General features: G+C 69.0%; 23 protein-coding genes and 3 pseudogenes. 15 read left to right on the top strand and 11 right to left on the bottom strand.

Going from position 1 to position 26,731, the window contains the following annotated elements:
• Position 1: 1 nt before the first annotated feature.
• Both MJQ72_RS07475 and MJQ72_RS07480 read right to left on the bottom strand, forming a co-directional pair.
• A complete protein-coding gene (locus MJQ72_RS07475; protein WP_016334466.1) occupies positions 2 to 196 on the bottom strand; it encodes a hypothetical protein in 195 nt (64 codons plus the stop codon).
• Between the two features lie 13 nt (positions 197 to 209).
• Positions 210 to 3,080 carry a type 2 lanthipeptide synthetase LanM family protein gene (locus MJQ72_RS07480; protein ID WP_240598390.1) on the bottom strand — a complete coding sequence of 957 codons (2,871 nt, stop codon included), beginning with the start codon at positions 3,078 to 3,080 and terminating at the stop codon, positions 210 to 212.
• Positions 3,081 to 3,336: 256 nt separating this feature from the next.
• On the opposite strand from MJQ72_RS07480, the gene MJQ72_RS07485 reads away from it, so the two are divergent.
• Positions 3,337 to 4,569, top strand: a complete 1,233-nt coding sequence (locus tag MJQ72_RS07485; protein WP_240598391.1) for an acetyl-CoA hydrolase/transferase family protein — start codon at positions 3,337 to 3,339, stop codon at positions 4,567 to 4,569.
• 597 nt (positions 4,570 to 5,166) lie between these two features.
• Here MJQ72_RS07485 and MJQ72_RS07490 read toward each other — a convergent pair.
• Together MJQ72_RS07490 and MJQ72_RS07495 are read right to left on the bottom strand one after the other, a co-directional pair.
• Positions 5,167 to 5,895, bottom strand: coding sequence for a hypothetical protein (locus tag MJQ72_RS07490; RefSeq protein ID WP_240598392.1), 729 nt, complete (start codon positions 5,893 to 5,895; stop codon positions 5,167 to 5,169).
• Positions 5,877 to 6,248, bottom strand: coding sequence for a hypothetical protein (locus MJQ72_RS07495; protein ID WP_240598393.1), 372 nt, complete (start codon positions 6,246 to 6,248; stop codon positions 5,877 to 5,879). The genes MJQ72_RS07490 and MJQ72_RS07495 overlap by 19 nt, the downstream gene beginning before the upstream one ends.
• A 342-nt stretch (positions 6,249 to 6,590) precedes the next feature.
• On the opposite strand from MJQ72_RS07495, the pseudogene MJQ72_RS45020 reads away from it, so the two are divergent.
• The 7 genes and pseudogenes from MJQ72_RS45020 to MJQ72_RS07525 form a co-directional block, all read left to right on the top strand.
• Positions 6,591 to 7,010, top strand: a pseudogene (locus MJQ72_RS45020) (N-acetylmuramoyl-L-alanine amidase); the annotation flags it as partial.
• A 35-nt stretch (positions 7,011 to 7,045) separates the two neighbouring features.
• Positions 7,046 to 8,170, top strand: a complete 1,125-nt coding sequence (locus tag MJQ72_RS07500) for a hypothetical protein (RefSeq protein ID WP_240598394.1) — start codon at positions 7,046 to 7,048, stop codon at positions 8,168 to 8,170.
• 476 nt (positions 8,171 to 8,646) lie between these two features.
• Positions 8,647 to 9,351, top strand: coding sequence for a helix-turn-helix transcriptional regulator (locus MJQ72_RS07505; RefSeq protein WP_240598395.1), 705 nt, complete (start codon positions 8,647 to 8,649; stop codon positions 9,349 to 9,351).
• A 126-nt stretch (positions 9,352 to 9,477) separates the two neighbouring features.
• The gene (locus MJQ72_RS07510; protein WP_037338283.1) at positions 9,478 to 10,800 is read left to right on the top strand and encodes a M20/M25/M40 family metallo-hydrolase; all 1,323 of its coding nucleotides are present in this window, start codon (positions 9,478 to 9,480) and stop codon (positions 10,798 to 10,800) included.
• Positions 10,800 to 11,678: an alpha/beta fold hydrolase gene (locus MJQ72_RS07515; RefSeq protein WP_240598396.1), complete on the top strand. Its 879-nt coding sequence runs from the start codon at positions 10,800 to 10,802 to the stop codon at positions 11,676 to 11,678. The genes MJQ72_RS07510 and MJQ72_RS07515 overlap by 1 nt, the downstream gene beginning before the upstream one ends.
• 40 nt (positions 11,679 to 11,718) lie before the next feature.
• Positions 11,719 to 12,315, top strand: a complete 597-nt coding sequence (locus MJQ72_RS07520; protein WP_037338277.1) for a helix-turn-helix domain-containing protein — start codon at positions 11,719 to 11,721, stop codon at positions 12,313 to 12,315.
• A complete protein-coding gene (locus MJQ72_RS07525; RefSeq protein WP_240598397.1) occupies positions 12,316 to 13,062 on the top strand; it encodes an SRPBCC domain-containing protein in 747 nt (248 codons plus the stop codon).
• A gap of 193 nt (positions 13,063 to 13,255) precedes the next feature.
• On the opposite strand, the gene MJQ72_RS07530 is transcribed toward MJQ72_RS07525, so the two are convergent.
• The 3 genes and pseudogenes from MJQ72_RS07530 to MJQ72_RS07540 form a co-directional block, all read right to left on the bottom strand.
• Positions 13,256 to 13,477, bottom strand: coding sequence for a DUF5703 family protein (locus MJQ72_RS07530; protein ID WP_016334446.1), 222 nt, complete (start codon positions 13,475 to 13,477; stop codon positions 13,256 to 13,258).
• Positions 13,474 to 14,487, bottom strand: a complete 1,014-nt coding sequence (locus MJQ72_RS07535) for a YncE family protein (protein WP_240598398.1) — start codon at positions 14,485 to 14,487, stop codon at positions 13,474 to 13,476. The genes MJQ72_RS07530 and MJQ72_RS07535 overlap by 4 nt, the downstream gene beginning before the upstream one ends.
• Before the next feature lie 113 nt (positions 14,488 to 14,600).
• Positions 14,601 to 15,564: pseudogene (locus MJQ72_RS07540) on the bottom strand (aldo/keto reductase).
• Positions 15,565 to 15,700: 136 nt separating this feature from the next.
• Here MJQ72_RS07540 and MJQ72_RS07545 point away from each other — a divergent pair.
• The 4 genes from MJQ72_RS07545 to MJQ72_RS07560 all read left to right on the top strand — a co-directional run bounded on the left by MJQ72_RS07545 (position 15,701) and on the right by MJQ72_RS07560 (position 20,538).
• Positions 15,701 to 16,747, top strand: a complete 1,047-nt coding sequence (locus MJQ72_RS07545; RefSeq protein WP_240598400.1) for an LLM class F420-dependent oxidoreductase — start codon at positions 15,701 to 15,703, stop codon at positions 16,745 to 16,747.
• Positions 16,747 to 17,586: an undecaprenyl-diphosphate phosphatase gene (locus MJQ72_RS07550; protein ID WP_240598402.1), complete on the top strand. Its 840-nt coding sequence runs from the start codon at positions 16,747 to 16,749 to the stop codon at positions 17,584 to 17,586. The genes MJQ72_RS07545 and MJQ72_RS07550 overlap by 1 nt, the downstream gene beginning before the upstream one ends.
• A 96-nt stretch (positions 17,587 to 17,682) precedes the next feature.
• Positions 17,683 to 18,393 carry a histidine phosphatase family protein gene (locus MJQ72_RS07555; RefSeq protein ID WP_240598403.1) on the top strand — a complete coding sequence of 237 codons (711 nt, stop codon included), beginning with the start codon at positions 17,683 to 17,685 and terminating at the stop codon, positions 18,391 to 18,393.
• Between the two features lie 102 nt (positions 18,394 to 18,495).
• Positions 18,496 to 20,538 carry a M3 family metallopeptidase gene (locus MJQ72_RS07560; RefSeq protein WP_240598404.1) on the top strand — a complete coding sequence of 681 codons (2,043 nt, stop codon included), beginning with the start codon at positions 18,496 to 18,498 and terminating at the stop codon, positions 20,536 to 20,538.
• A 57-nt stretch (positions 20,539 to 20,595) separates the two neighbouring features.
• Here MJQ72_RS07560 and MJQ72_RS07565 read toward each other — a convergent pair whose 3' ends face one another.
• Both MJQ72_RS07565 and MJQ72_RS07570 read right to left on the bottom strand, forming a co-directional pair.
• A complete protein-coding gene (locus MJQ72_RS07565; RefSeq protein WP_240598406.1) occupies positions 20,596 to 21,396 on the bottom strand; it encodes an aminotransferase class V-fold PLP-dependent enzyme in 801 nt (266 codons plus the stop codon).
• Positions 21,339 to 21,818 (bottom strand): hypothetical protein, encoded by a 480-nt coding sequence (locus tag MJQ72_RS07570; protein WP_240598407.1) that lies wholly within the window; start codon positions 21,816 to 21,818, stop codon positions 21,339 to 21,341. Before MJQ72_RS07570 ends, MJQ72_RS07565 begins: the two co-directional genes overlap by 58 nt.
• Here MJQ72_RS07570 and MJQ72_RS07575 point away from each other — a divergent pair.
• Both MJQ72_RS07575 and MJQ72_RS07580 read left to right on the top strand, forming a co-directional pair.
• Positions 21,817 to 21,954 (top strand): annotated as a pseudogene (locus tag MJQ72_RS07575) (hypothetical protein); the annotation flags it as partial. The gene MJQ72_RS07570 and the pseudogene MJQ72_RS07575 sit on opposite strands and share 2 nt — an antisense overlap.
• 316 nt (positions 21,955 to 22,270) lie before the next feature.
• On the top strand, positions 22,271 to 23,188 hold the full coding sequence (locus MJQ72_RS07580) for a PLP-dependent aminotransferase family protein (protein WP_240598409.1): 918 nt from the start codon (positions 22,271 to 22,273) through the stop codon (positions 23,186 to 23,188).
• Between the two features lie 26 nt (positions 23,189 to 23,214).
• On the opposite strand, the gene MJQ72_RS07585 is transcribed toward MJQ72_RS07580, so the two are convergent.
• Positions 23,215 to 23,844: a hypothetical protein gene (locus MJQ72_RS07585; RefSeq protein ID WP_240598410.1), complete on the bottom strand. Its 630-nt coding sequence runs from the start codon at positions 23,842 to 23,844 to the stop codon at positions 23,215 to 23,217.
• A 70-nt stretch (positions 23,845 to 23,914) separates the two neighbouring features.
• A complete protein-coding gene (locus MJQ72_RS07590; protein ID WP_240598411.1) occupies positions 23,915 to 25,714 on the bottom strand; it encodes a right-handed parallel beta-helix repeat-containing protein in 1,800 nt (599 codons plus the stop codon).
• An 88-nt stretch (positions 25,715 to 25,802) separates the two neighbouring features.
• On the opposite strand from MJQ72_RS07590, the gene MJQ72_RS07595 reads away from it, so the two are divergent.
• Entirely contained in the window at positions 25,803 to 26,672 is an 870-nt protein-coding gene (locus MJQ72_RS07595; protein ID WP_240598412.1) for a TetR/AcrR family transcriptional regulator C-terminal domain-containing protein, read from the top strand.
• Positions 26,673 to 26,731 lie beyond the last annotated feature (59 nt).

Here is a 26,731-nt window from a genome sequence, read left to right on the forward strand (position 1 = left end):
CTCAGATCCAGCCGCCGGTGAAGACGCTGACGACGGACGGCGAACCGGTGTCCGTGGACAGTGTGGCGAGCGGGTTGGCGCTCAGCCGCGGCTTGCTGCCCGCCAGCGCGTGGTTGCGCGAGCCGACCTCGAGGGCGCGCGGCAGGTTCACGGCGCCGAGGACGTCTTCGGTGGCGGGCAGATCTCTTTCGTACATGCGATTCTTCTCCTCATACTCGGTTTACCGGCGGAAAAACGGTGGCCGCGGGATGCGGCCGGTCGGGGCGGAGCAGGAGCGCGGAGGGGACCCGGTCGCCGAATCCCAGCCGCAGCAGGCCGTAGCCGATCCCCGCCAGGCCGCTCAGCAGCCCTGGCGACGGGACCGCGCCGGGTGTCCCGCAGCGGGCACCGCGCTGGTCGATGGCGGCGAGCAGATGACCGGTCCGGCGGCGTACCGCGTTCGCGGCGCCAGTGTGCCCGTTCTCCGCCAGCACGCACAACACGTCCAGCACTCCGGACTCGCCGTGGCAGAGGCTGAGATCCCTCAGCGGTGCCCTGTCGGCCAGTCGTCTGATCGTCCGGTCGAGGTCCTTGGCGTAGTCGGGATCGGGCAGGTGCGCGGCCATTCCGAGGGCGTCGCCCGCGAGCCCGTCGCACCAGCGGCCGGCGTTTTCCGCCCGATCGTCCGCCTTTCCGGGTGGTTTTTCGCCGGGACGGTCGTGCGCCCGCAGGACCCAGTCGATCCCGGCCGAACCGCGGGCGAAGGATTTCTCCGGGGGACGTTCGCGTTCGAGCAGCTGTGCGGCGTAGCGGTCCGCCCGCGCCAGCGCGGTCTCCAGTCCTGTTTGGACATACACCGAACGCATCGACGCGACGCCGCCGGCGAGCCCGGTCGTGAACCCGGACGGCGTTTCGGGGGCGGCCTCGGGCATCAGGTCGACGGCCTGCTCGATGAGGTCGCCGGCGGGAAGGCCGACCAGCGTGCTGAGCCGGGCGATCGTGTACGCGACGCCGCCGAGCCCGAGAAGCCCGCCGCAGCCGGCGGTGGCGGCCAGCTCGCGATCGGCGCGGAGCGTGGTGAAGAGGCCAGGGAGCGGGCTGATCGCGTACGCGGCCAGATCGCGGTATCGCGCGATCCCGGTCAGCTCGGCGAGCTGGGCGAGGAACAGCGCGACACCGCAATAGCCTTCGCCGAGCCCCGCGCCCATCGGCAGGACGGTCCAGTAGCGGTCGTCGACGAGTTCGATCCCGAGCCAGTTGGAGCGGTGCTCGTCGGAGAAGGCGTTGGCGACGATCTGGTCGGCGATCCCGCACGCGGTGACCAGCAGCCGTTCCGGGTCAGGAGCCTGGTTCGGTACCGCCGTTTCCGCGGTCTCGCCGCCGCCGTGGTGGCCGTCGGCCGCCGTGCTGATGGCGAGGGTGGCCGAGATCAGCCACTCCTGGTCCCGCTGGTCGAGTGGATCCATGTCGGCGACCTTCGCCAGCACGGTGTCCAGCGACGGCCGCTCGACGACCCCTTCGACGCTGTCGCCACGCGAATCCAGCAGCGACGTCGAACCGGGGGCCGAGGTGAACATCGGCACGTCGCCCGCCCACAGGTCGTCCCGCTCATGCGGTACGAGCCGGAGCAGTTTCTCCTCCCGCGCCGAATCCTCTTCGAGCAGGTCGAACGCGTGGTCGCGGTCGGCGGCGTCGCGAAGCAGATCGGGATGGGTGGTCTCGTCCAGCAGCCGGAAGTAGAAGTTCGTCGGCCGGATGAGCACCCGGATGGGGTCGTCGGCGCAGCGCCGGAGATGCTCGGCGAGTTCGTCCCGTCCGCTGGAGATCGCGTCGTAGCCGAGCCGGAATCCGGCCAGCAGCGCCGCGCTGTGCTCGGCCGGGGTGACGTCGCGGCCGTCGAGGCGTGGGAGGTTGTTGCTTCCGGCGAGTTCGCCGGGCACCCGGACCAGTCGCATCCGGTCGGTCCCCGGATCGGCCCAATCGACCCGATCGGTGGGCAGCTTGCCACCGCGACCGGCGAGGCCGGAGATGTCGACGGCACCGTGCTCGCCGGCGAAAAGCTGGGGGAGCAGCAGCGTGCGCTGCACCGACCGGGCCAGCATCGCCGCCGCGGGGTCGCCCTCCGGCGGAACGGGCGGCGACGGCTGGAACAGGGTCTCGATGTCGATCAGCACCGGCTGGTCGCCGCAGGCGATGATGTTCTCGTAGTGGACGTCGGTGGCGTCGAGCGCGTGCAGCAGCGCCAGGAGGATGCCCTGCCTGCGGTAGAAGCGGTCGACGTCGCCGATGTCGGCACACGGCCGGTGTTCGACGAACCGGAGCCAGCCGTACCCGTCACGCGGCAAGGCGTCGGCGGTCCGCAGTTCGAGCCCGGGCAGCCGTTTGTTGAGCTGTTCGACGACGTCGGTGAACCGTTCGTGCAGGATCAGCGGGCGGGGTTTGTAGATCACCTTGGCGCCACTGGAGAAGCGGAGCAGTTTGACCGAACGCCCGCGGGCGTGCGAGTCGCCGATCCCGCCCGCGACCTCGACGAGCGTGCCGAGTTCGCCGTCGGCGACCGAGCAGGGCAGCAGGGCCGCGTCGGCGGAGAACCGGCCGAGGGTTTCGGCGTGGGCTTCGGCGGCGTGCAGACAGGCCTGGGCGAGGAGCCGGGCCAGCACCGGGTATTCGCCGAACAACCGGACGAGCCCGGCCGGAGTGGATTGCCCGCGCACGAAATCCGAGAAGCGCTCTTCGGGCGTCTCGCCCTGGAGGGTTCCGGCTTTGCGGGCACGGTGGAGTTCGAGGACCAGCGTGCGGACCGAGAGGTTGAGCAGGTGCTGGTCGAGTTGAGCCGCGAAACCTCGACGGAGCGCTTCGACGTCGGCGTCGGCGAGATCGTCCGGTACGGCGTCACGCGAGGCGGCGTCGACGAGCGACCTGAAGACCCCGGCGAACGCCGCACGCCAGTCACCGACTGGGGGGCGCTCCGGCAGAAGCGTGGTGATGGCGTGTTCGGCGAAGTCGGCCCAGAGGGGCTTGTCCGCTGTCCGTTCGCGCGGGGTCCGGCCGTGCTCCCACCACCTCGGCGGCAGGGACGTCGCCGATGGCTGGGGCGTCACGGCGGTAATGCTTTCAGCTCGGCGCGGTACGCACATGGGGGCGGCACCCCCACATTCAGCGCACACACGAAGATGTCCGGAGAGTGACCGCCGGGCACGGACGGTGCTCGTTCGATGCCGCACCGGAATATGGGGTCCCGGCACCCATGCGCGGGCACCGGTCCTGGTCGCACCATGGTCAGGCGGTGCCGCGCGCGGGCCGGTTTCTGGGGGTCCGGCCCGCGCCGGTGAGGGGTTCCTCGGGCATGATCGGCTCATGCGCGTCTTGTCGGAGAGCCAGCTCGGTTCCGTTCTCGCGGGCGTTCCCGCTTCTCGGCCGCGTGTGGTGGTGAGCGGGAACTTCGCCACGCCGATGCGGGCGCTGAAGGTACTGGACGCGGCTCTGGCGGAGTACCGCTTGTTCGCCTTGAACGCGCAGGCAGGCCTGCCGGACCGTGAGGGTGTGCTACTGGAGACGCCGTTCGTGGGCGCCGGTATGCGTGGCCGTTCCGGGCTGCGGTACTTCCCGTCCCGGTTGTCGCTGGTGCCGCAGCTGCTGAAGCACTCGCTGCCGCCGGACGTCGTCCTGGTGCACACCTCGGTCCCGGTGGACGGTGTGGTGTCGCTGGGCACGGAGGTGAACATCCTGCCGGCGGCCATCGAGGCGGTTCGGGCCCGCGGCGGCCTGGTCATCGCGCAGCTCAACCCCGAGATGCCGTTCACCTACGGCGACGGCCTCGTGCCGGTCGACGAGATCGACTACGGCATCGAGGTGGTGGAGCCGCTGCTGTCGCCGGTCCCGCGGCCGGTCGGGGACACGGCGCGGACCATCGGTGAGCGGGTGGCCGGGCTGGTCGAGGACGGCGCGACGCTGCAACTGGGCATCGGCGGGATCCCCGACGCGACCCTGGCCGCGGTGACGGGACGGCGCGGGCTCGCGATCTGGTCGGAGATGTTCAGCGACGGCGTGCTCGCGCTCGACCGTGCCGGGGCCCTCGATCCGGCGGAACCGGTGACCGCGTCGTTCGTGTTCGGCAGCGCGGACCTGTATCGCTGGCTCGACCGCAATCCGCGGATTCGCTTGCTGCGTACGGAAAAGACGAACGATCCCGCCGTGATCGCCCGGCAGCGCGGTCTGGTCTCGGTGAACAGCGCCCTGGAGGTGGACCTGTTCGCACAGGCCAACGCGAGCCGGGTGCGAGGGGCGATCTATTCGGGCTTCGGCGGGCAGACCGACTTCGTGGTCGGGGCGTTGCACTCGCCCGGTGGGCGGGCGATCATCGCGCTGCCGTCCTGGCATCCGAAGGCCGACGTTTCGACGGTCGTGCCCCGGCTGGCCGGTCCGGTGACGTCGTTCCAGCACAGTTTCCTGGTCAGCGAGCACGGTGTCGCGACGATCTGGGGCAACGACGCCGGCGAGCAGGCGCGGCAGATCATCGATCAGGTCGCGCATCCCTCGGCCAGGGAAGAACTCGTGACGCGGGGCAGGGAATTGGGATTCGCGCTTTAGGAATACCGGAACCCGGTAAAGGGACACGATTGTGCCCCTTTACCGGGTCGCAAACACGAGGGGCCGACCCGCGCCAACAGATTGGCCCCCGTCAATCCCTGTGCTTAGAGCGTCAGACCAGCCATCCGAGCACGTGGGCCAGGTGCGCGAGCAGACCCGAAATGAGGTCGTGACCGTGGTGCACGTGCTGGGTGAACATCTGCATTGAGGGGCTCCTTGTTCGGATTTCGTGTTCGGTTGTGCTCTCGCGAGGAGCGATCGAAGATTTTCACCACGTTGGCGCCCTGTCAAAAAACGATTTCCCGGGCCGTCGGCGGGTCGTGAATCTTCCTACGATAAACACGTAAGTCTTTCGTGTTTTGCGCCAGGGGTGGGTTTCGCGGGCGATGACACCGTGTGTAGCGGGGTCGCGGCGAGCTGATGTGGAAGCCGAGCCTCCGCTACGGCAAGTGGGCGGGGATGTGACACGAACCGGTGATCCACTTGCCACGAATGGTGAGGCGGCGAGAATCACCGATACGGGTGACGGAACGGGGTGTGGGTCGACGCGCTGACCCGATCCGGCGGAGTCAGCGCGTCGTTCGGTTCAATCCCTTGTCACGGCGTGAACGAACAGAACCGCGTCGGACCGACTCGCGCGTCACGGGGGAAGTTCGTCGCGGCGAACGACCAGCCGCCGAAGGCGTTCGCCACCGCTTCCGGGTTGTTCGGGGAGGGGGCCCCGGCGTTGTCGACGAAGATCCAGCCGGACCAGGTCGCGCCACCGTCGAACGACGAATTGCGGTAGAGCGGCCGAGTGTTCGTACGCGGCTCGTCACCCCGGACGAACACGACCAGTTCACCCGAACCGGTCGCCGCCGCGCCCGGCTCGGACAACGCACCGCCCGGCGGCGCGCCCAAGTCCTGGTACGGGGTGAAGAACGAGCCGTTGGCCGAGATCTTGTAGACCCTCGAATTCGATCCGCGGACGAAGGTGTCGATCAGCCCGGGTCCGCGTGACACGGCGATCTGGTCACCGATGATGCCGCCGCCGAGCCCGACCCAGGCACTCCATACGCCGCCGACTCGTTCCACGTAGTACAGGTCGCCGGCCTGGCCTCTGGTGAACACCCCGACATGGCCGGGGATCGTGGAAACGCCGATCGGGCTGGACGTCAGAACGCCGCCGAGGCTGGTGTGCGGACCCCAGGCGCCGTTCTGGAATTCCCGGAACCACAGCTGTTTGTTGGAGCCTCGATAGAAAACGATGAGATGCCCGGGCCCGAGTGCGACCGGGTGCGGGTTGTAGGTGACTACGCCGCCCAGGCTCAGCCACCCGCTGGACACGCCATTGGTGAATTGCAGATACTGAAGGGTGTTGTCGCCGCCGGCGATGAACACCGCCGAGTGCCCTGGCCCCAGGAGACCGCTCCCGGTTCGGAGCGCGACGTGCCACCCAGCGGCTGGGCGCCGAGCACGGTATTCGTGCGCGGGTCCACCTGGGCGCGTGACGTGGTCCCGGTGAGCCCGGTCTTGTAGACATCCACCGTCCCATCCGACATCGATACCAGTCCGGGATCGAAGTTGTTGCCGCTTCCGATTTCCGCGCACCCCGTGGCGGCGCCGGCCGGCACGACCGGCCCCAGCAGGCCGGTGATCAGCCCGGCGACGATCACGAAGACTTTCGTTACCGCACGCATGTTTCCTCCTTGCATACACGCGGATGTGAGATTCCCGGCCAGGCCGATTCGGTGAATCGGCGGCCACTCGTCCTTCCCTTGCGCTGAAGGACTCTGCCGGTGGTGCCATACGGAAATGTTGTGGATATGTTGTGGTGACCGGAACCCGGCTCGCCCCGGGTGCGATCGCGTGCCCGCGCACCGGGGGCGCGTCGTCACGCGCCCGGCCGTCGCACCCCACGTTTCCTCACAACGAAAACCGTGGAACGCCTCCTGTCGCCGCTGGTTTGCTCGACGCGACCAGCGGGGACCGGGGCGATGCCGGTAGAGGTCTCCGCCCGGTCGCGAACCAGGGGAGGTTTCATGAAACGATCATTGGCCACGTCACTGGCGGTCACGGGGGTCTTGGTGACATCACTGATCCCGGTGACCGCGTCCGATGCCGCACTGCTGGCAAGACCCGACTATCCCGCCGCGCGGTGGGTAGCCGCGGATCCCCACAACTGGGGCGGCCGAAATGGCGACGCCATCACCGCGATCGCACTGCACACCTTCGATCCCGAACCGCCCGCGGTGCCGGACTACGAAAGCACGATCCGGTTCTTCGCCAACCCGAACGCGGCCCAGACGAGCGCGCACTACGTGATCCGGTCCAGCGACGGGGAGATCACGCAGATGGTGCAGAATCAGGATCGGGCCAATCATGTGAGCGGTCATAACGGCAACACGATCGGCATCGAGCACGAGGCGACCAGCCGCCAGGAGAAGTGGTACACGGACATCATGATGCGTTCGTCGGCCGCTTTGGTGCGCGATCTTTGCGAGCGTTATCTGATTCCGAGGACGGGCAGTTCCGACCCGGACGAGCAGAGCGGCGGGATCAGGGGCACAACCAGTTCTCCGGCCACGAGGGCAACTCCGACCCCGGTAAGTTCTGGTACGAACGGCACGAGGCGTATCTGCAGAAGGTCCGCGGGGGCAAGCGGGACGCGGCCGTGCCGTTCGGCGGGCAGTACCAGATCTTCCAGCGTCAGCGGGACCACAGCATCCAGCAACGGGTGTGGGACGGTTCGGCCTGGCGTGGCTGGGCCGACCTCGGCGGATCGTTCGCGGGCGAACCGGCCGCTGTCGCGTTCGGGCGGCAGATGCACGTATTCGGGATCGACCGGGCGACCCGTCAGCTGCGCACCCGATACTGGGATCCGGCCGGCGGTTGGTCGAACTGGGCGGAGCCCGGTGGAACGCCGGCCCGGCTGCGAGGCAACCCGTCCGCGGTCGTGATCGGTCAGAACCTCCACGTCTTCGCCCGTGGCGAGAACAACCAGGTCTACGAAGCACGCTGGTCCGGTGGCGGGTGGCGCTGGACGAACCTCGGGGGCACGGTCGTCGGTGATCCGGCGGCACTCGATTTCGGTGGGCAGGCTCAGGTCTACGCGCTCGGCTCCGATCAGCGGCTGTACAGCAACGTGCTCGGCGGCTCGGGATGGGGCGGCTGGGCGAAGAGCGGAGAGCCCGGTGCGCGGTTGACCGGGACCCCCTCGGTGATTCGCTTCGGCGGTCAGGCGCAGGCGTTCGTGCAGGGGCTCAACGGCAACGTGTATCAGGCGGTTTGGAACCGGGAAGGTGGTTGGACGTGGCACAACCTCGGCGGTGCGATCTTCGGTGACCCGTCCGCCACGGTCGTCGGATCCACGGTCCGGGTGGCGGCCCTGGGTACCGACAGCAGGCTCTGGACCGACTCCTGGTCGGCGAACGGCTGGACCGGCTGGCAAAAGGCAGCAGGCGGGCCGTCGGGCGGGCTCACCGGGACGCCGACCGCGATGGCCTTCGGGAACCAGCTCCAGGTCACGGTGCAGGGCCTGAACGGGCGGGCTCACCAAGCCGCCTGGCAGCCCGGCAGTAACTGGTGGTGGGCCGACCTGGGCGGCACGGCGGCGAACTAGGGGCGACAAAGTACGCCGTGGCCGACGAACCGACCGTGTTCGCCGGCCACGGCGTGCCCGTGCCACGAGACGGCTTCGGCCAAGCGGCCGAAGAACACCGGCCTGCTTGATCCGATTGGCGGGTTTTCCGGACCGCACAACGGCAACATCATGGAAATGGTGCGATAAAGGCGCTGCGGGGCGAGCAACCTCGGGGGGGAGCCAGGGTGCTGCGAATTCACTTCACCGACGCGGATATTTCTCGGATCACCATCGCGGAGGACGTCGATGCGTCATGGGAGACTTTGTTCAGTCTCCACCTTTTACAAGAACCGGACGAAATCCTCACTTTCGATCATTGGCGGCGCCGGATAAGGGCGGAAATTCCCGCCTGGATTCCGCTTCTGCTGGAGTTGGCGCCGCCTCGCGGCTATTCTGCGGACTTTCTCACTCCGGGGCGTGGAGAAACCGACTCGGCTACGGTGATCGACCGCATAATGTCCACGCCCCGTCGTCGACTACAAGACAACGTGGCCTGTCTCGCGGATCGACGGCCGCCGACGCCGTGGACGCGCAAGCTGGCGGACGGCGATGTCACCGCCCTGCGGGAGCTCGGTACTGCTCTGGACCGGTACTACCAGCGGGCGGTCGCGCCGTATCGAGGGCGGCTGCGCGCGCACGTCGAGGCCGACCGATCGCGGCGCGGCAAGGCGTTGCTGACCGGTGGGGTCGACCGGCTGCTCGCCACCCTTCATCCGCGGGTCGCCTGGCGGCCACCGGTGTTGCAGGTGCTCGACTACGTCGACCAGGACCTCCATCTGCACGGCAGAGGCCTGGTGCTCCTTCCGTCGCATTTCTGCCGCCACCATCCGGTGACCCTGAAAGACGCAGATCTGCCCCCGGTGCTCGCCTACCCGGTGAACCCCGGTTTCGCCTGGCTCACGCCGGACAGGCCTGCCTCGCAGGACCCGGTGACCACCCTGCTGGGTCGCACTCGCGCCGCCACGCTGCGCGCCAGCACCACAGCGGTCACCACGACCGACCTCGCCCGCCGGATCGGGTTGTCCCCTCCCAGCGCGAGCAAGCACGCCAGAGTGCTGCGGGAGGCAGGCCTGATCACCACCCGGCGCGATGGCGGCGCCGTCATCCACCAGGTGTCCGGCCTTGGCGTGGCGGTTCTCAACGGCGAGTTGCCCGCCTGAAGCTCGTTCCGCGCACTCGGTGTGCTTGAGCGCGATGTGGCGGCACACGGGGGAGTGGGCGGTCACACGCCGTCCACCACACGGCGGCAGCGGGTCGGCGGGCTCCACCAATGGTAGGAATGCCTGGTGACCGAACCGAATTTGATCGAAGCAGCAGCCGAAGAGGCAGTCACCCTCACCAGTGAACTGATCCGCATCGACACCACCAACACCGGTGACCCCGACACGCTCGTCGGTGAACGCGCCGCGGCAGAGTACGTCGCCGAGAAGCTCACCGACGCGGGCTACGAGATCACCTATGTCGAGTCCGGCGGCAAGGACCGCCACAACGTGATCGTCCGGCTGCCGGGCGCCGACCCCTCGCGCGGCGCGCTCCTGATCCACGGTCACCTCGACGCCGTCCCCGCCGACGCCTCGGAGTGGTCGGTCCACCCGTTCTCCGGCGCCATCCAGGACGACTACGTCTGGGGCCGCGGCGCCGTGGACATGAAGGACATGTGCGGGATGGCGCTCGCGCTGGCCCGGCACTACAAGATCAACGGCATCGTCCCGCCGCGTGACCTCGTCTTCGCGTTCCTGGCCGACGAAGAGGCGGGCGGCAAGTACGGCGCGCAGTGGCTGGTCGAGAACCGGCCGGAGCTGTTCGAGGGCGTCACCGAGGCGATCAGCGAGGTCGGCGGCTTCTCGATCACGCTGAAGGACAACGTCCGCGCGTATCTCATCGAGACGGCCGAGAAGGGTATCCGCTGGATGAAGCTGCGGGTGCGCGGCACCGCCGGCCACGGCTCGATGATCCACCGCGACAACGCCGTCACCAAGCTGTCGGAGGCCGTCGCCAGGCTCGGCAACCACCGCTTCCCCCTGGTCATGACCGACTCCGTCCGCGAGTTCCTGGACGGCGTCACCGAGATCACCGGCTGGGACTTCCCCGAGGACGACATCGAGGGTTCCGTCGCGAAACTCGGCAACATCTCCCGGATGATCGGCGCGACCCTGCGCGACACGGCGAACCCGACGATGCTCACCGCGGGCTACAAGTCGAACGTCATCCCTTCGGTCGCGGAGGCGTCGGTCGACTGCCGGATCCTGCCCGGCCGCCTCGAGGCGTTCAACGCCGAGCTGGAAGAGATCCTCGGCCCGGACATCGAGAAGGAATGGATGGAGCTGCCGCCGGTCGAGACGACCTTCGACGGTGCCCTGGTCGATGCCATGACCAACGCCGTCCTTGCCGAAGACCCGGGCGCCCGCACGCTGCCGTACATGCTTTCCGGCGGCACCGACGCGAAGTCCTTCCAGTCGCTCGGGATCCGCAACTTCGGGTTCGCCCCACTGCAGCTGCCCGCAGACCTCGATTTCTCGGCGCTGTTCCACGGAGTCGACGAGCGTGTCCCGGTCGACGCGCTGAAGTTCGGCGTCCGCGTGCTCGACCGCTTCCTCCGCTCGGCCTGATGCCCGGTCTGCTGGCCGCCGACGGGACACCCCTGCACTTCGAGCGCTGGGGTGATCCGTCGGCGCCGGTGACCGTCGTCCTCCTCCACGGGTACGCCCTCGACAGGCGGAGCTGGCGCGCCGTCGCGCCGGTGCTGGCCGAGGCCTCCGAGGACCAGCTCGCCGTGGTGGCCTACGACCAGCGCGGGCACGGGGAATCCGGTGAGGTCCGGGCCGCGTCGGCGACCATGGGGCACCTCGCCGACGATCTGGCCGAGGTACTGGCGAAGGTGGTCCCCGACGGCAAGGTCGTCCTGGTCGGCCACGACATGGGCGGGCTCGCGATCCTTTCACTCGCCCAGCGCCATCCGGACGTCTTCGCGGCGCGAGTGGCGGGAATCGGGTTGCTCGCCATGTCGGCGGGCGGCGTCACCCCGGACGCGATCTGGCCGAACGCGCTCGGCAAACTCGGCCGTGACCTGGAGATGGTCTTCGGAACCAAACTGATCGGCCTGGTGCGGGAACATACGAGCAAGGCGGTGACCGCCGGGCTGCGGTGGTGGCTCTTCGGGGACGATCCGGTGCCCGCCGACGTCGAACTGACGGTGCGGATGATCCGCGGCAACTGGCCGCAGACGGTGTCGGCGTTCCGCCCGGCGCTGGACGCCTACACGCGGGAATCGGCGTTGTCGCAGGTCGGCGCGGTGCCGGTGATCGCGATCGTGGGGGAGCGCGACAAGCTGGTGCCCACGGCGGACGTCGAGGAACTGGCGGGCGCGGTGCGGAACGGCACGTCCGTGGTGCTGCCAGGGGTCGGGCACGTCGTCCCGCTGGAGGCGGCCCCGCAGGTGGTGCCGCGCCTGCTGGCCCTGGCGAACCGGGCCCACCGACAAGACTGACCTCCTTGACAAAAACTCTTTTCGGTGACACCTTCGTGCCATGTTCTCCGTTGCGGTGATCGAGGACGCGGAAGCGGCCGAAGTGTCGCTGGATCCGGTCCGGGCCAGGCTCCTCGCCGAACTCGCCGAGCCGGCGTCGGCCACGATGCTGGCCGCGCGGGTGGACCTGCCGAGACAGAAGGTGAACTACCACCTCCGCGCGCTGGAGAAACACGGGCTGGTCGAGCTCGTCGAGGAGCGGCGGAAGGGCAACGTCACCGAGCGCATGATGCGCGCGACGGCCTCCTCGTACGTCATCTCGCCGACGGCGCTCTCGGCCGTGCAGCCCGATCCTGCGCAGTCACCGGACCGGCTGTCCGCGCGCTGGCTGCTCGCGGTGGCGGGCAGGCTGGTGCGCGACGTCGGCCTTCTGATCACCGGCGCGACCAAGGCACGCAAACGGGTCGCGACCTTCGCGATCGACGGCGAGGTGCGGTTCTCCTCCGCCGCGGACAGGGCCGCGTTCGCCGAAGAGCTCACCGTCGCGATCACGAATCTGGTGAGCAAATACCACGACGAAGGCGCCGAACAGGGCCGCGATCACCGGATCGTCGTCGCCGTCCATCCGAGCGTCAAAACCGAGCCCGAGGAGCGCTGAGTGGGCCACGAATTCGAGATCACCGACCGCCTCGAGGTCGACGCGACGCCCGAACAGGTCTGGGACGCCATCGCGACCGGACCGGGGATCACGTCGTGGTTCATGGGCCGCAACGAGGTCGACGGCGGTGTCGGCGGAACCGTGAAGACCGCGTTCGGCGGCTACGAGCCCACGTCGGCGATCACCTCGTGGGACCCGCTGGAGCGGCTCGTCTACGGCACGGAACCCGCACCGGACGGACGGTTCGTCGCCTACGAGTTCCTCATCGAGGGCCGCTCCGGCGGCAGCACCGTGCTGCGGACCGTGACGAGCGGTTTCCTGCCCGGCGACGACTGGGAAGACGAGTTCGAGGCGATGACCACGGGTGGCGAGCTGTTCCTCCGCACCCTCGTCGAGTACCTCAACCGGTTCGCCGGCCGGAAGGCCGTGCCGGTGACGGTGTTCGGGCCGATGATCGGGGACTGGGACAGCGCGTGGCTGAAGCTGGGCCGGGAGCTCGGCCTCGCCGGGCGGCCGGAAACGGGGGACCGGGTCCGGCTCTCCACCGACTCCGTGTCCACCGTGGACGGCGAGGTCTATCTCGCGAACGCGCAGACGGTCGGCATCCGGACCGCGGACTCGTTCCTGCGCTTCGTGCGCGGGTTCGCCGGGCCGATGTGCGCGATGCATCACCTGTTCGGCGACGTCGACCCCGCGGAACAGGACGCGCTCTGGGCCGACTGGCTCGGCCGGGTCTTCAAGAGCTGAAGGGCGCTTTCACCGCATCGCATGCGTGATCCGATGGACGACACAGGTGACGGAAAGGACGACACGCGTGTCCAGATGGACGACACGTGTGTCGTCCCTCCAATCACGCGTGTCGTCCATCGGATCACGCGAGATCGCGGTTCGGTCCCGGCGGCCGACGCTCGCCCTGGTGTTCAAGAGCTGAAGGGCGCTTTCAGGTGATGAGGCCGGGCAGGGGAGTGGCGGTGCGCTTGCGGCGCAACCACACCCTCCGGGTCCCGTCCGAGTAGAGCCGGACGGTCGAAAGCTCCCAGCCGGCGAACTCGGCGTGGATCGACAGCTGCGTCGCCGCCGCCCGCCGGGAAACACCAGGAGGCAGCTGCAGCCGCCGGTACTCCCAATCCCCTTCGACCACCGCCTCGTCCACCACTGTCATGGCGTGATCACCTGGATCCCTTCTCCGATGGCCGAGCCGACGACCACACGGCCGCCCTGCTCGTCGACGGTGACCGAATCTGGCTGCCGCACGGTGGGGAACCGGTGCTTCTCGATCGGCTCTCCACCGCGGACGTCGAAACCGACGACCTCGTTGCGTTCGGTGAGCGTGACCCAGGCGAGGCCGCGGGTGCGGTCGTAGGCGATGCCGTACGCCCCGCCGGGAACGGGATAGCGCTGGCGCAACAACAGCGGAGTGGTGGAGAACGCCAGCAGAGCGCCCGCGCGCGCGTCGGTGACGAAGACCCGGCCGAGATCGTCGGTGACCGCGTTGGCCGCGCCGTCACCGGCACGCAGGCCCTCGCCGATCTTGCCCTCGGCGAGGTCGACGGCGAACAGGGCGGTGCGGAGCTTGTCGAGCACGACCACGCCGTCACCGGTGCTCAGCACGTCGTCGGCGCTGTAGATCTGACCGGTGATGGTCCTCGGCCCCGCGTTCTTCGAAAGCACCTCGACGGCCTTGCGGTCCCGGACGGAGACCAGCGTCGCGTCGCCGTCGGCGAGACCGGCCGACGGCTGCCCCGCCACCGGCACCGTCTCCAGCGCGCCGCCGGGCAGGGAGACCTTCGCCAGCAGGCTCTTGCCGGGAACGCTGGCGAGCACCTGGGAGCCCGAGACCGTGAGCCGCTCGGCCGGACCGGGCAGGGCCACCGTCGTCTTGGGGGTGTCAAGGGCGGCGAGATCGTAGATGCGCAGCGAAGGCGGCTCCGAAACGGCGACGACCAGCGACTTGCTCGCCTCGTCGGTCACCAGGGCTCGCACGCCCGGCACCGCGAACACCGACCCGGCGGGCTTGACGCTCACGGCGGGGGAGACCGCCGCGGTCGCCGCGACAGGGTTCTGCACGATCTGCAAGGAATCGTTGGGCGTGTCGTCCGTACTGCAGGACGAGAGCACCAGGACACCGGCGAGCGGGATCGCGATCCGGGAAACGGCGGACAGCCGACCCACCTTGGTGCCTCCACCTGCTACTCGTCGAACGGACTTGTCCAGCATCCTCCTGGAACTCCACCACGTCACGTCAGCGTCACCCAACAGTCACCTAATCCAGTATTCGAGACGGCTCAGAGGCCGCGTTCCGGGTACCCGACCTCGATCGCGCTGACGTCGTCGAGCGCGGAGCGGATGGCGGGCGGGAGCGTGATCTCCTCGGCCGTGAGCGAACCGGTCAGCTGACCCGTGTCACGGGCTCCGACCACGGGCGCGACCACGCCGGGCCGGTCGCGGACCCACGCCAGCGCGACGGCCAGCGGCGAGGTGCCGAGGCCGTCCGCGGCCGTCGCGACCGCCTGCACGATCCGGGCCGCGCGATCGGTCCGGTGATGTTCGACATAGCCCGCGAAAACACTCGAAGCGCCGCGCGAATCGGCGGGGGTCCCAGTGCGGTACTTGCCGGTGAGCACACCCCGGCCGAGCGGCGCCCACGGCAGGAGCCCGATGCCGTGGTGCTCGGCCGCGGGGACGACCTCGCGATCGACCCCGCGTTCCAGCAGCGAGTACTCGACCTGCGTCGAGACCAGCGGGGCGACGGCGGAACTGCGGGCCGCGGCGGTCGCCAGCTGCCAGCCCGAGTAGTTGGAGACGCCGACGTAGCGGGCCTTTCCGCTGGTCACGGCGTATTCGAGGGCGGCGAGGGTCTCGTCGACCGGCACGGTGGTGTCCCAGGCGTGCAGCTGCCACAGGTCGATGTGGTCGGTGCCGAGCCGGCGCAGCGATCCTTCGAGCGCGCTCAGCAGGGCACCGCGCGAGGCTCCGCCCCGAACGGGCCGTCGGTGCGGCGGGCGACGGCCTTGGTGGCGAGCACGATGTCGTCCCGGGGACCAGGTCGCCGAGCAGCGCGCCGAGGACGCGCTCGCTCTCCCCTTCGCCGTAGATGTCGGCGGTGTCGACCAGGGTGCCCCCGGCGTCGACGAACGCGACCAGCTGGCTGGCCGCCTCCTCCGAGTCGGTGTCGCCACCCCACGTCATGGTCCCGAGGGCCATCCGCGAGACCCGAAGTCCCGACCGGCCGAGCTGTCGCTTTTCCACGACGGGCGAGCCTAGCCGGAAGGCAAGTGCGGGTCGCGGAGCAGGTGAGCGTGTCGTGATCGAGTACCACCGTGCGGGTCATCGGCTGTCAACACCCTGAACGGAGGAGTGACACTCCGATGGATACATTCACGCCGTGCGACTCGGACTGAACTTGGGCTATTGGGGCGCGGGGAACGACGCGGCCAACCTGGCATTGGCAAAGAAGGCGGACGAACTGGACTACGCGGTCGTCTGGGCCGCGGAGGCCTACGGTTCGGACGCGCCGACGGTGCTCTCATGGGTGGCGGCGCAGACCTCACGGATCGACGTGGGCAGCGCGGTGTTGCAGATCCCCGCGAGGACTCCGGCGATGACCGCGATGACCGCCGCGACCCTGGACACGCTTTCCGGCGGCCGGTTCCGCCTCGGCCTCGGTGTTTCCGGCCCGCAGGTCTCCGAAGGCTGGCACGGCGTGAAGTTCGCCTCGCCGCTCGGCCGCACTCGCGAATACGTCGAGATCGTCCGCAAGGCGCTGAGCCGCGACCGGGTGCGGTACGACGGCGACCACTTCCAGCTGCCGCTTCCCGGCGGGCCCGGCAAGGCGCTGACCCTGACCGTGCACCCCGTGCGGGAAGAGATCCCCGTGTACCTGGCCGCCATCGGCCCGAAGAACCTCGAACTGACCGGTGAGATCGCGAACGGCTGGCTGCCGGTGTTCTACTCGCCCGAGCACGCCGGTGAGCAGCTGAAGCTGATCCAGGCCGGGGCCGACAAGGCCGGGCGCACCCTCGACGCGTTCGACGTCGTCCCCACCGTCCCGCTGGTGGTCGGCGACGACTGGAAGGCCTGCGCCGACGCGGTCCGCGGGTACGCGGCGCTGTACATCGGCGGGATGGGCAGCCGCGAGAAGAACTTCTACAACCAGCTCGCCTGCCGGATGGGTTTCGAGCGCGAAGCCGCCGACGTGCAGCAGAAGTACCTGGGCAAGGACTACGAGGGCGCCATGGCGGCCGTCCCGCTGGAGTTCATCGACGCGACGTCGTTGCTGGGGCCCAAGGAGCGCATCGCCGAGCGGATGCAGGCCTTCGCGGAGTCCGGCGTCACGACGCTGACCGTCGCCCCCGCCATGCCGGATCCTGAGGGTTCCGCACACGCCCTCGAGGTCGCGGCCGAAGCGATCGAATCGGCCGGTGTCGCCTGATGGGATGGTTCGAAGCACTGGTCCTCGGGCTCGTCCAGGGCCTGACGGAGTTCCTGCCGATCTCGTCCAGCGCGCACCTGCGGATCACCGCGGCGCTCGCCGGCTGGGACGACCCGGGTGCCGCGTTCACCGCGGTGACCCAGATCGGCACCGAACTCGCGGTCATCCTGTACTTCTCGGCGAAGATCGGGCGGATCCTGCGCGCCTGGTTCTTCTCGATCTATAAGAAGGACTGGCGCCGCGACCCCGACGCCCGGCTGGGCTGGCTGATCATCGTCGGCTCGATGCCGATCGTGGTGCTGGGCCTGCTGCTGCAGGACGCCATCGACGAAACCTTCCGTGACCTGCGGATCACCGCGACCACGCTGATCGTGTTCGGCCTGATCCTCCTGGTGGCCGACCGCATCGGGAAACAGCAGCGCACCCTCGACCACCTGACCGTGCCGCACGGCCTCGGCTTCGGGTTCGCGCAGGCGCTGGCGCTGATCCCGGGTGTCTCGCGCTCCGGCGGCACCACCAGCGCCGGGCTGCTGCTCGGCTACACCCGCGCGGAGGCGGCGGAGTACTCCTTCCTGCTGGCGCTGCCCGCGGTGTTCGGCTCGGGCCTGTACAAGCTGACCGACATCGGCAAGGACGGCGCCCCGGCGCAGTGGGGGCCGACAATCCTGGCCACGCTGGTCGCGTTCGGTGTCGGGTACGCGGTCATCGCTTGGCTGATGTCCTACATCAAGACCAAGAGCTTCGTGCCGTTCGTGATCTACCGGCTCGTGCTCGGCGCGCTGCTGTTCGTCCTGATCTTCACCGGTGTCCTGGACCCTGGCGCGGGCCCGCACCTGTAAACGCTCGTGTCTCGTGAGTGGTAAGGACGGTTAGAACCGTCCTTACCACTCACGAGGTTTTCGAGGGGGCAAAGCACGGCACGTAGGGTGGGCCACGTGAGTACTGTGATCCTTCTGCGCCACGGCAAGTCCACGGCGAACGGTTCGGGCGTCCTGGCCGGGCGCACGCCCAAGGTCGGCCTGGACGACACCGGCCGGGCGCAGGCGGCAGCGCTCGTCGAGCGCCTGGCCCCGGTCCCGCTCGCCGAGCTGGTGGTCTCGCCGATGCTCCGCTGCCGTCAGACGGTCGCGAAGCTGGCCGAGGCACGCGGTCTGGACAAGATCAAAGAGCCCGGTTTGTCCGAAGTGGACTACGGCGACTGGACCGGGCGCGCGCTCAAGGATCTGTTCTCCGAACCCCTCTGGCGGGTCGTGCAGGCACATCCGTCGGCCGCGGTCTTCCCCGGGGGCGAGGGGCTCGCCGAGATGCAGGCACGGTCGGTCGCGGCCGTCCGCGCGCACGACGCGCGGATCACCGAGAAGCACGGCGAGAACGCGGTCTGGCTCTTATGCAGTCATGGCGATGTGATCAAGGCGATCCTCGCCGACGCGCTCGGCCAGCATCTCGATTCGTTCCAGCGGATCGTGGTCGACCCGGCGTCGGTTTCGGTCGTCCGGTACACCGAGACTCGTCCGTTCGTGTTGCGCGTCAACGACAACGGTGGCGACCTCGCCGGTATCGTCCCACCGCCGCCCAAGGCGAAAGCCAAGCGTGGCAAGGGAAAACAGAGCTCCGACGCGGTGGTGGGCGGTACCACCGGAGCGTGACCACTGCCGTCCGAGGTGTCACGCCACGGACGGCATCCACCGGCCCCTCACTGCCCGTAAGGTGGCCTGAACAGCAGATTCGACGACCCGGGAGCAACACCGATGATTTCGCAGGACAACCCGTTCGCCGCGCCGAGTGAGCTGCCCTACGCCCTTCCGCCGTTCGACCGGATCGCCGACGAACACTTCCTTCCCGCCTTCGAAGCGGGCCTTGCCGAGCACGCCGCCGAAATCGAGGAGATCGCGAACTCCGCGGAGCCGCCGACCTTCGAGAACACCATCGTCGCGCTCGAAAAGTCCGGCAGGTTGCTGTCCCGCGTGTCGAGCGTGTTCTTCAACCTCGCCGGATCGAACGCGAACGACGAGATCCAGCGCGTGCAGGCCGAGATGGCACCGCGGCTGGCCGCGCACGCCGACGCCATCAACCTGAACCCGGCGCTGTTCGCCAGGATCAACTCCTTGTTCGAACGCAAGGACGAACTCGGTCTCGACACCGAGTCGCTCCGCCTCCTGGAGCGGCACCACACCGACGTGCGCCGCGCCGGCGCCGGGTTGCCCGAGGCCGACCAGAAGCGCCTGCGCGAGCTGAACGAGCAGCTTTCGACGCTCTCGACCCGCTTCCAGCAGAACCTGCTCAAGGACACCAACGAGCTCGCCGTGGTCGTCGACGACGTCGTGGAGCTCGCGGGACTGGGCGAGGACGAGATCGCCACGGCCGCCGAGACCGCGGGCGAGGAAGGCAAGTACGTCCTCAAGCTGACCCTGCCGACGGCACAGGCCGCATTGGCCTCGCTGGAGGACCGTGCGCTGCGCGAGCGGATCTTCACCGCCTCGGTCTCCCGTGGGAACCGGGGCAACGAGTCCGACAACAACGAGGTCGTGGCCGAGCTGGTCCGCCTGCGGGCCGAGCGGGCCGCCGTGCTCGGCTTCCCCGACCACGCCTCGTACGTCATCGAGGACGAGACCGCGAAGACCGCTCAGGCCGCTGTCGGGCTCCTGGAACGTCTCGCGCCGGTCGCGGTCGCCAACGCCAAGGCGGAGGCCGAAGAACTGCAGCGCTACCTCGAAGCCGACATTCCCGGCGCGATCCTGCGGCCGTGGGACTGGGCGTTCTACGCCGAGCGCGTCCGCAAGGACCGGTTCAAGGTCGACACCGCCGCGCTGCGCCCGTACTTCGAGCTGAACCGCGTGCTGACCGACGGCGTCTTCTTCGCCGCGTCGAAGCTGTACGGCCTGAGCTTCACCGAGCGGGAAGACCTGCCGAGGTACCACCCCGAGGTCCGGATCTTCGAGGTATTCGACGCCGACGGCTCGGAACTCGGCCTGTTCCTGCTCGACTACTACGCCCGCGACTCCAAGCGCGGCGGCGCCTGGATGAACAACTTCGTCGACCAGACGAAGCTCCTCGGCACCAAGACGGTCGTGGTGAACGTGCTCAACGTCGCCAAGCCGCCGGCAGGGGAGCCGACCCTGCTGACCTTCGACGAGGTCGTCACCGCGTTCCACGAGTTCGGGCACGCGCTGCACTCGCTGCTTTCCGACGTCGAGTACCCGATGTTCTCCGGTACCAACGTCCCGCGTGACTTCGTCGAGTACCCCTCGCAGGTCAACGAGATGTGGATGCTGTGGCCCGAGGTCCTGGCGAACTACGCCAAGCACCACGTGACCGGCGAGCCGCTGCCGCAGGAGCAGATCGACAAGCTCCTGGCCTCCCAGCAGTACGGCGAAGGCTTCTCGACCACCGAATACCTCGCGGCGTCCCTCCTCGACCAGGCGTGGCACGCGCTGGGCACCGAGGACAACGTCGACGACGTCCAGCGGTTCGAGGCCGAGGCGCTGACCAAGGCCGGCGTCGCGCTGGAAGCGGTGCCGCCGCGCTATCGCACCACCTACTTCGCGCACATCTTCAGCGGCGGCTACAGCGCCGGGTACTACTCCTACATCTGGAGCGAGGTCCTCGACGCCGACACCGTCCAGTGGTTCCGCGAGAACGGCGGGCTCACCAGGGAGAACGGTGACCACTTCCGCCGCGAACTGCTCGGGCGGGGCGGCAGCGTCGACCCGATGGCCGCCTTCCGCGCGTTCCGCGGCCGCGACCCGGAGATCGAGCCGCTGCTGAAGCGCCGCGGCCTCGCCGGGGCCTGATCTTCCTGACGGTCTCCCCGCCCGGGCACCCCCAGTGCCCAGGCGGGGAGGCCGCGTTCAGGAGGCGAGTTCGGCGACGGCCGCGGCGACGTCGTCCACTTCCCGCTCGGTGTTGTAGTAGTGCGGGCTCAGCCGCAGGCACCAGTCGACGTCCTTGTCCCCGAAGTCGAACTGCGCGAACTCCCGGTAGCTGAGCGCCGAGTTGATCCGCCTGGCGTCCATCGCCTCCTTGAAGGGCACGGCTTCCCAGCCCTTGATGGAGAACGTCACCAAGGCGCCCAGTTCCGGTCCCCGGTCGAGCACTTCGACACCCGCGATGGCGCCCAGACCGGCCCGCAGCCTCGCCGCGAGCGCGGGCGTGCGTCGTGAGATCGCCTCCAGGCCGACCTCACGGGCATATCTCGCCGCGGCCGCGCATCCGAGCACGGTGGCGTAAGGGAATTCCCACTCTTCGAAGCGGGAAGCCGACTTCGCGGGTTCGTATGCGCCGGGCGCGCTCCAGCGGGCGCCGTGCATGTCGATGAACAACGGCTCGTGCCCGGCTTCGAGGAACCGGTCGGAGGCGAACAGGAACCCCGAACCGCGTGGACCGCGCAGGAATTTGCGGCACGTCGAGGTGAGCAGGTCGGCGCCGATCTCTTCGACGTCGATGGGGTACTGGCCGATCGACTGGCAGGCGTCGACAAGGTACAGCAGGCTGAGCTCCCGGCAGTGCCGCCCGATTTCGGCGACCGGCTGGACGAGCCCCGAGTTGGTCGGGATATGCGTGGCGGCGACCAGTTTCGGTCTCCTCGTGTGCATCAGGGCCGCCATGGCCTCGACGTCGACACCGCCTTCCCGGGTGTCCGGTGCGTGCACGATCTCGACGCCGAACCGCTTCCGCAGCGACAGGAACGCGATCTGGTTGGAGATGAGTCGTTGCGGGTGGTGAGCACGACGTCCCCGGGTTCGAACCGGATCGAGGAAAGCGCGGTGGAATAGGCGTGGGTGGCGCTCGCCGCGAAGGCGATGTTGCGGGGCCTCGCGTTGATCAAGGCGGCGATCTCACGGTAGAAGCCCGCGACCTGATCCGACCGCGCCGCGGCGGCCTCGTAACCGCCGATCTCGGCTTCGAGGTTCAGATGATCGAGCATGGCGGCCAGCACCGGCTTCGCCAGAAGCCCGCAGCCCGCGTTGTTGAAATGGACGACCTTCTCGCTGCCCGGCGTGTCGGCTCGCAGGGCGGGAACGTCCAGTAGTGATTCCGCCCGATTTCCAGTAGCACTATCATGTTCCTTCATGTCGGATAGTAGCACTTCCGCCCTCGTGCTCCAGCTGCGTTCGCTGATCCGCGCGGCGGCCGCGGGGGACCGGTTGCCCAGCAGCCGTGAGCTGATCGAGCGCTACCGGGTCGGCCCGGTGACGGTCTCGCGCGCGATCGCTCAGCTGGCGGCCGAGGGCGCTGTCGTGACCCGCCCCGGAAGCGGCACGTATGTGGCGGCCAGGCCGTCGACAATGGACGGACCACTCGACACGGCCTGGCAGACCGTCGCGCTGACCGACCGCACCGTCGACACCACGTCGCTGACCGGCGTCCTCGGCCCGCCGCCGGAGGGCGCGATCCTCCTCGACGGCGGGTACCCGCACCGATCACTGCAGGCGACCCGCTTCCTGAGCGCGGCGCTCGCGGGCAGGGCGCCGCCCGGACTCCTGGGATCGGGCCCCCGCCACGGGGCTGGCCGCGCTGAGGTCGGTGTTCGCGGGGCCTGCCGGTGCGTCGCCGGACGACGTTCTGATCACCGCCGGCGGTCAGAGCGGGCTCTCCATGGCGTTCCGGGCGATCGCGGCGCCCGGCAGCCCGGTCCTCGTCGAATCGCCGACCTATCCGGGAGCGCTCGCCGCCGCGCGGGCGGCGGGGCTCCGTCCGGTACCGGTCCCGATCGACTACGACGGGGTCCGGCCGGATCTGCTGGCCGAGGCGTTCGCGATGACCGGCGCCCGGCTCTTCTACTGCCAGCCCACCTTCCACAACCCGACCGGGACCGTGCTCACGCCGGAGCGCCGCACTCAGGTGCTGGAGGTGGCGCGGGCGGCGGGCGCCTTCGTGCTGGAGGACGACTTCGCGCGGCACCTTTCGCACGGTGTCACGGCACCGCGTCCGCTGATCACCGACGACCGCGACGGCACGGTCGTCCATCTGACGTCGGTGACCAAGGCCGCCGCGCCGAGCCTCCGGATCGGGGCGCTCATCGCGCGTGGGCCCGTTCTCGACCGGATGAAGGCGATCCGGCGGGTCGACGACTTCTTCGTCTCCCGTCCGTTGCAGGAGGCGGCTCTCGAACTGCTCAGCGCGCCGTCCTGGGAACGTCATGTGCGGAAACTGGGCACCGAATTGCGAGAGCGGTGCGGAAAGGCGGCCGCGGCGCTGGCGGGGGAGTGTCCTGAATGGACTGTCGCGCGGCTGCCGGAGGGTGGGTTGCACCTGTGGGTGCGGCTACCGGCGGGGAGCGACGCCAACGCGGTCGCCCGTGCGGCGAGGGAACGGGGAGTCGTGGTCGGGGCGGGGGACCGGTTCTTCGCCGCCGAACCAGCCGGACCGTTCCTCCGGCTCGGCTTCGCCGCCGCGGCCGACATCGCCGAACTCGCCGAAGGCATCAGGCGCCTGAGCTGACTGTATAACGACCTATACGGCTGGGCTCAGGCCAAAATCGCTTCGAGCAAAAGGTAAACACCACCGCCGAGGACGACACCGGCCCCCAAGCCGGCCGTGACCTCGGCCTTGGTGTGATCGCCGAGCTCGACCCGTGACCAGCAGACCCAGCCGACGCCGAGGAAGACCAGCGCGAGCCAGGGACCGTAGACGCGGATCAGCATCACGGCCGCACCCGCCGCCACCATCGCGTGCATCGAGATCTTGAACTTCAGCCCGAAGGTGATCGCGAGCGCGGCGATCAGGCAGACGAGTTCGGCGGCCGCGAGCGCGATCATCTCGTGCGGGGCGCCGCCGGCGATCAGGACGACGAATCCGGCGGTCAGGGAGCCGATGCAGACCGCGAACGGGACGAGCCGTCCGGCGCGATCGGTGACATGGTGGCTGTCCCATTTGCCCTTCCGGGCCCCGTGCACGATCACGGCCATCGGGATCAGCGAGCCGGTGACACCGACGACGAGACCCCAGAGCACCGTCTCGCCGAAGTGGTATCCGGTGACCTTCCAGGCGACGATCAGCGGGAGACCGAGCACCCAGACCCACGGAGCGAGCACCTCGGTCGCGATCCGCGCGAGCCGTCGGCGGGTCCCGGGGGCTTCCGTGGTCTGGGTCGGCATCGCGCGCGGTCTCCTCGGGGATGGTGGCTGGAGCGGCTCCTGCCGGACTCGCGTCCGGCAGGAGCGGTGATCATCGTTCCAGACCCCGGCGGCCCGCCCGCGTGAGGATGTCCGCGCCCGCCGGGTCCGCCCGGACGGCGTCGTCGAAACTCTCCTTGGGCAGCACCGTGTTCCCGGCCACGGTCACCGTCTCGGGTGGGGTGTCGTAGCCGTCGGGCAGGGCGTCCCAGATGTTGCCGACGAAGGCCACGTTCTCCATCGGCGGGCCCACCTGGAGCACGATCGGGGTGTCGGCCCGGTGGACGATGTTGCCGAGGACGGTGATCCACGCCGCGCCGTAGTCGGCGTAGAGGCCGAAGTTGTACGAGGTGAGGACATCGCGGATGACGTTGCCGCGGACCAGTGCCCCGCCGGCGAACGACGAGCCCTGTGGCGCGGACAGGTAGATCCCGCCGCCGTCCATCAGCTTCCCCATGGTGCGTTCGACGAGGTTCGAGATCACCTGTGTGCCCTGGGCTCGCTCCCCACCGGTGATCACGATGCCGTTGTGCGGGACGTCGTGGATCTCGTTGTGCGCCACGGAGGTCTCCGCGGACTCGACGACGAGGACGGCGGGCGACCCTCGGTATTCGGTGCCGATGTGATGGACGAGGTTGTCTTCGACCGCGGCACGGGTGCTCGTGTGGACGGCGATCCCGCTGCCCGAGATCTCGTCGAAGACGTTCGCCAGGATGCCCACGTCGGTGGCGTCCTCGACCCGCAGCCCTCCCGCGCCGAGCCGGGTGAAACGGTTGCCCTCCAAGGTGACTCGCTCGACCGACGTGAGACTGACGTTGGCGGGCAACTGGACGGGCTCCGCGGGCACGTGGACATAGCCCACGTCCGCGCCGAGGTCGATCTTCTGGAAGCCGCCTCGTTCGTAGCGTGCGTTGCCGTGATAGTGCAGGTAGCCGCCCGTTCGGGTGGGGCCGGACCAGGTCGCGTCGGTGAAGGTGAAACCGCGCAGCACGAGGTCGTGCACGCCCTGTCCGCTGACGAGCGTTTCGAGCACCGGAGCGACGACGGTGGTCTTCCCGATCTCCTCTCCGGAGCGCGGGCGGTAATGCAGGACGTGATCGCCCGCGTCGGTTCGGCTGACGGCGAAGGTTCCCGGCTCGGTCAAGAAGGCCACGTTGTTCTCAAGTGTGGCCGGTGCGGCGAGGCCGTCCCAGGTGCCGTCACCGCCCGCGCCGTACCACTTGGCGTCGTAGAGGGACTTGGCGTTGTCGAAGGCCGGTTGAGCCATGGTGATCGTGGTCGAGGAGGCGTCGCCGGAGATCGACGCGACCGCGAGCCGGGCCTCGGACCACGGGTAGACGCCTGGGTAAACGAACTCCAGCCCGGAGGGATCCGGCCACGACTGGGGCTCGATGCTGTCTGTGACGTAACCAGTCGCTGTTTTCGTCACACTTCCCGGGAGTCCGTCCGTGCGGGCCGCCCTTGTCGCGGGTGTGCCGCCGACGGTGAGCCGTCGCGGCGCCAGGTCGCCGATCGGCGCTGACCAGATGCCGTCGTCGCCCGTCGTCCAGCCGGTGATCTCGCGGCCGCCGCTCAGTTCGACCTTCGCCTGGTCCGCTGTTCCGTAGCCGTGTGCCTGGTAGACGACGCGGAACCCGTTCGAGCCGGAATCGCCCTGTGTATCAGTGAAGACAAGGGATTCGTCGAGGCGGTAAACGCCGGTCGTGAAGGAGACGATGACGTCGCCGGTCATGGTGGCCGTGGCGGCACGGACGGCCTTCTGGGCCGCTTTCGGGGTGGCGAACGGCTGCTCGGCGGTGCCGGGCCAGTCGTCTCTGCCGTTCGGGGATACGAAGAACCTGATTTCAGGCATGCTGAAGCGCTCCTGCGAGAGGTATATGGGATATACTGAGGTTTATCAGCTAAACACGAACCAGTGAAGAGCGTCAAGGGAGCAGCGGGTGGCGGAAGACGACGCGCAGCCGGATCCGGAGCGCGCGATCGAACTGCTGTGGGGGACGTCCGAGCCGGAGCGGCCCGGGTTGAGCCTCGGCCGGATCGTCGCGGCGGCCGTCGAGGTCGCGGACGCCGAAGGGCTCGCTTCGCTGTCGATGCGCAAGGTCGCGGAACGTTTCGGTACCACCACCATGTCGCTCTACCGGTACGTCCCCGGCAAGGCGGAACTGGTGGAACTGATGCGTGACGCGGTGTACGGCGAGTTCCCGATGGGGGCTTCGGACGGGCTCGGCTGGCGAGCGGGCCTCGAACGCTGGGCGCGGCGGGCCCGGGAGATGTACCGACGGCATCCGTGGCTGGTCCACAGCGCCGGAACCCGTCGCCTGCCGGGTCCGAACATCATGGCCGGCTACGACCACGCGCTGGACGTGGCCTCGCGTAGCGGTCTGGCGCCGGCGCAGGTGATCGCGGTGGTGAACCTGGTGGGCGGATTCGTCGAGTCGGCCGCGCGCCAGGCCGGGGAGGCCGCGGAGCTTCAGCGGCGCACCGGGGTGTCCCATGAGCGCTGGTGGAGTGAACGCGAGTCCCTCTTCGAGCGCCTGGACGGTTATCCGACCCTGGAGCGGCTGTGGAAAGCCGGGGGAATGGACGCGCCGCTCGACGCCTTCGAATTCGGGCTGCAGCGGACCCTCGACGGTGTCGAGGCGCTCATCCAAAGCCAGGGGAGTGAGGTAATCAGTGACGAAACCGGGGGAGGGGAGTGCGTCGTCTGCGGTAAGCCACTGGACGGGGGAGGGCGGGGCAGACCACGGGACTATTGCTCGAGGGCATGCCAGCAGCGGGCCTATCGGCGTCGCCAGGCCCAGTCGAACTGACCTCAAGGTGTATAACGACCTATTCAGTCGGGCGATCGACAAGATCAACTTCAAACAAA

This window comes from Amycolatopsis sp. EV170708-02-1 (genome assembly GCF_022479115.1).
Taxonomy (GTDB): domain Bacteria; phylum Actinomycetota; class Actinomycetes; order Mycobacteriales; family Pseudonocardiaceae; genus Amycolatopsis.

What these genes read in the sequence shown, in the direction of transcription:
- MJQ72_RS07475 (WP_016334466.1), bottom strand. Translation starts at nt 196, where the DNA reads ATGTACGAAAGAGATCTGCCCGCCACCGAAGACGTCCTCGGCGCCGTG.
- MJQ72_RS07485 (WP_240598391.1), top strand. Translation starts at nt 3,337, where the DNA reads ATGCGCGTCTTGTCGGAGAGCCAGCTCGGTTCCGTTCTCGCGGGCGTT.
- MJQ72_RS07495 (WP_240598393.1), bottom strand. Translation starts at nt 6,248, where the DNA reads ATGCGTGCGGTAACGAAAGTCTTCGTGATCGTCGCCGGGCTGATCACC.
- MJQ72_RS07505 (WP_240598395.1), top strand. Translation starts at nt 8,647, where the DNA reads ATGTCCACGCCCCGTCGTCGACTACAAGACAACGTGGCCTGTCTCGCG.
- MJQ72_RS07515 (WP_240598396.1), top strand. Translation starts at nt 10,800, where the DNA reads ATGCCCGGTCTGCTGGCCGCCGACGGGACACCCCTGCACTTCGAGCGC.
- MJQ72_RS07520 (WP_037338277.1), top strand. Translation starts at nt 11,719, where the DNA reads ATGTTCTCCGTTGCGGTGATCGAGGACGCGGAAGCGGCCGAAGTGTCG.
- MJQ72_RS07530 (WP_016334446.1), bottom strand. Translation starts at nt 13,477, where the DNA reads ATGACAGTGGTGGACGAGGCGGTGGTCGAAGGGGATTGGGAGTACCGG.
- MJQ72_RS07550 (WP_240598402.1), top strand. Translation starts at nt 16,747, where the DNA reads ATGGGATGGTTCGAAGCACTGGTCCTCGGGCTCGTCCAGGGCCTGACG.
- MJQ72_RS07560 (WP_240598404.1), top strand. Translation starts at nt 18,496, where the DNA reads ATGATTTCGCAGGACAACCCGTTCGCCGCGCCGAGTGAGCTGCCCTAC.
- MJQ72_RS07570 (WP_240598407.1), bottom strand. Translation starts at nt 21,818, where the DNA reads ATGAAGGAACATGATAGTGCTACTGGAAATCGGGCGGAATCACTACTG.
- MJQ72_RS07585 (WP_240598410.1), bottom strand. Translation starts at nt 23,844, where the DNA reads ATGCCGACCCAGACCACGGAAGCCCCCGGGACCCGCCGACGGCTCGCG.
- MJQ72_RS07590 (WP_240598411.1), bottom strand. Translation starts at nt 25,714, where the DNA reads ATGCCTGAAATCAGGTTCTTCGTATCCCCGAACGGCAGAGACGACTGG.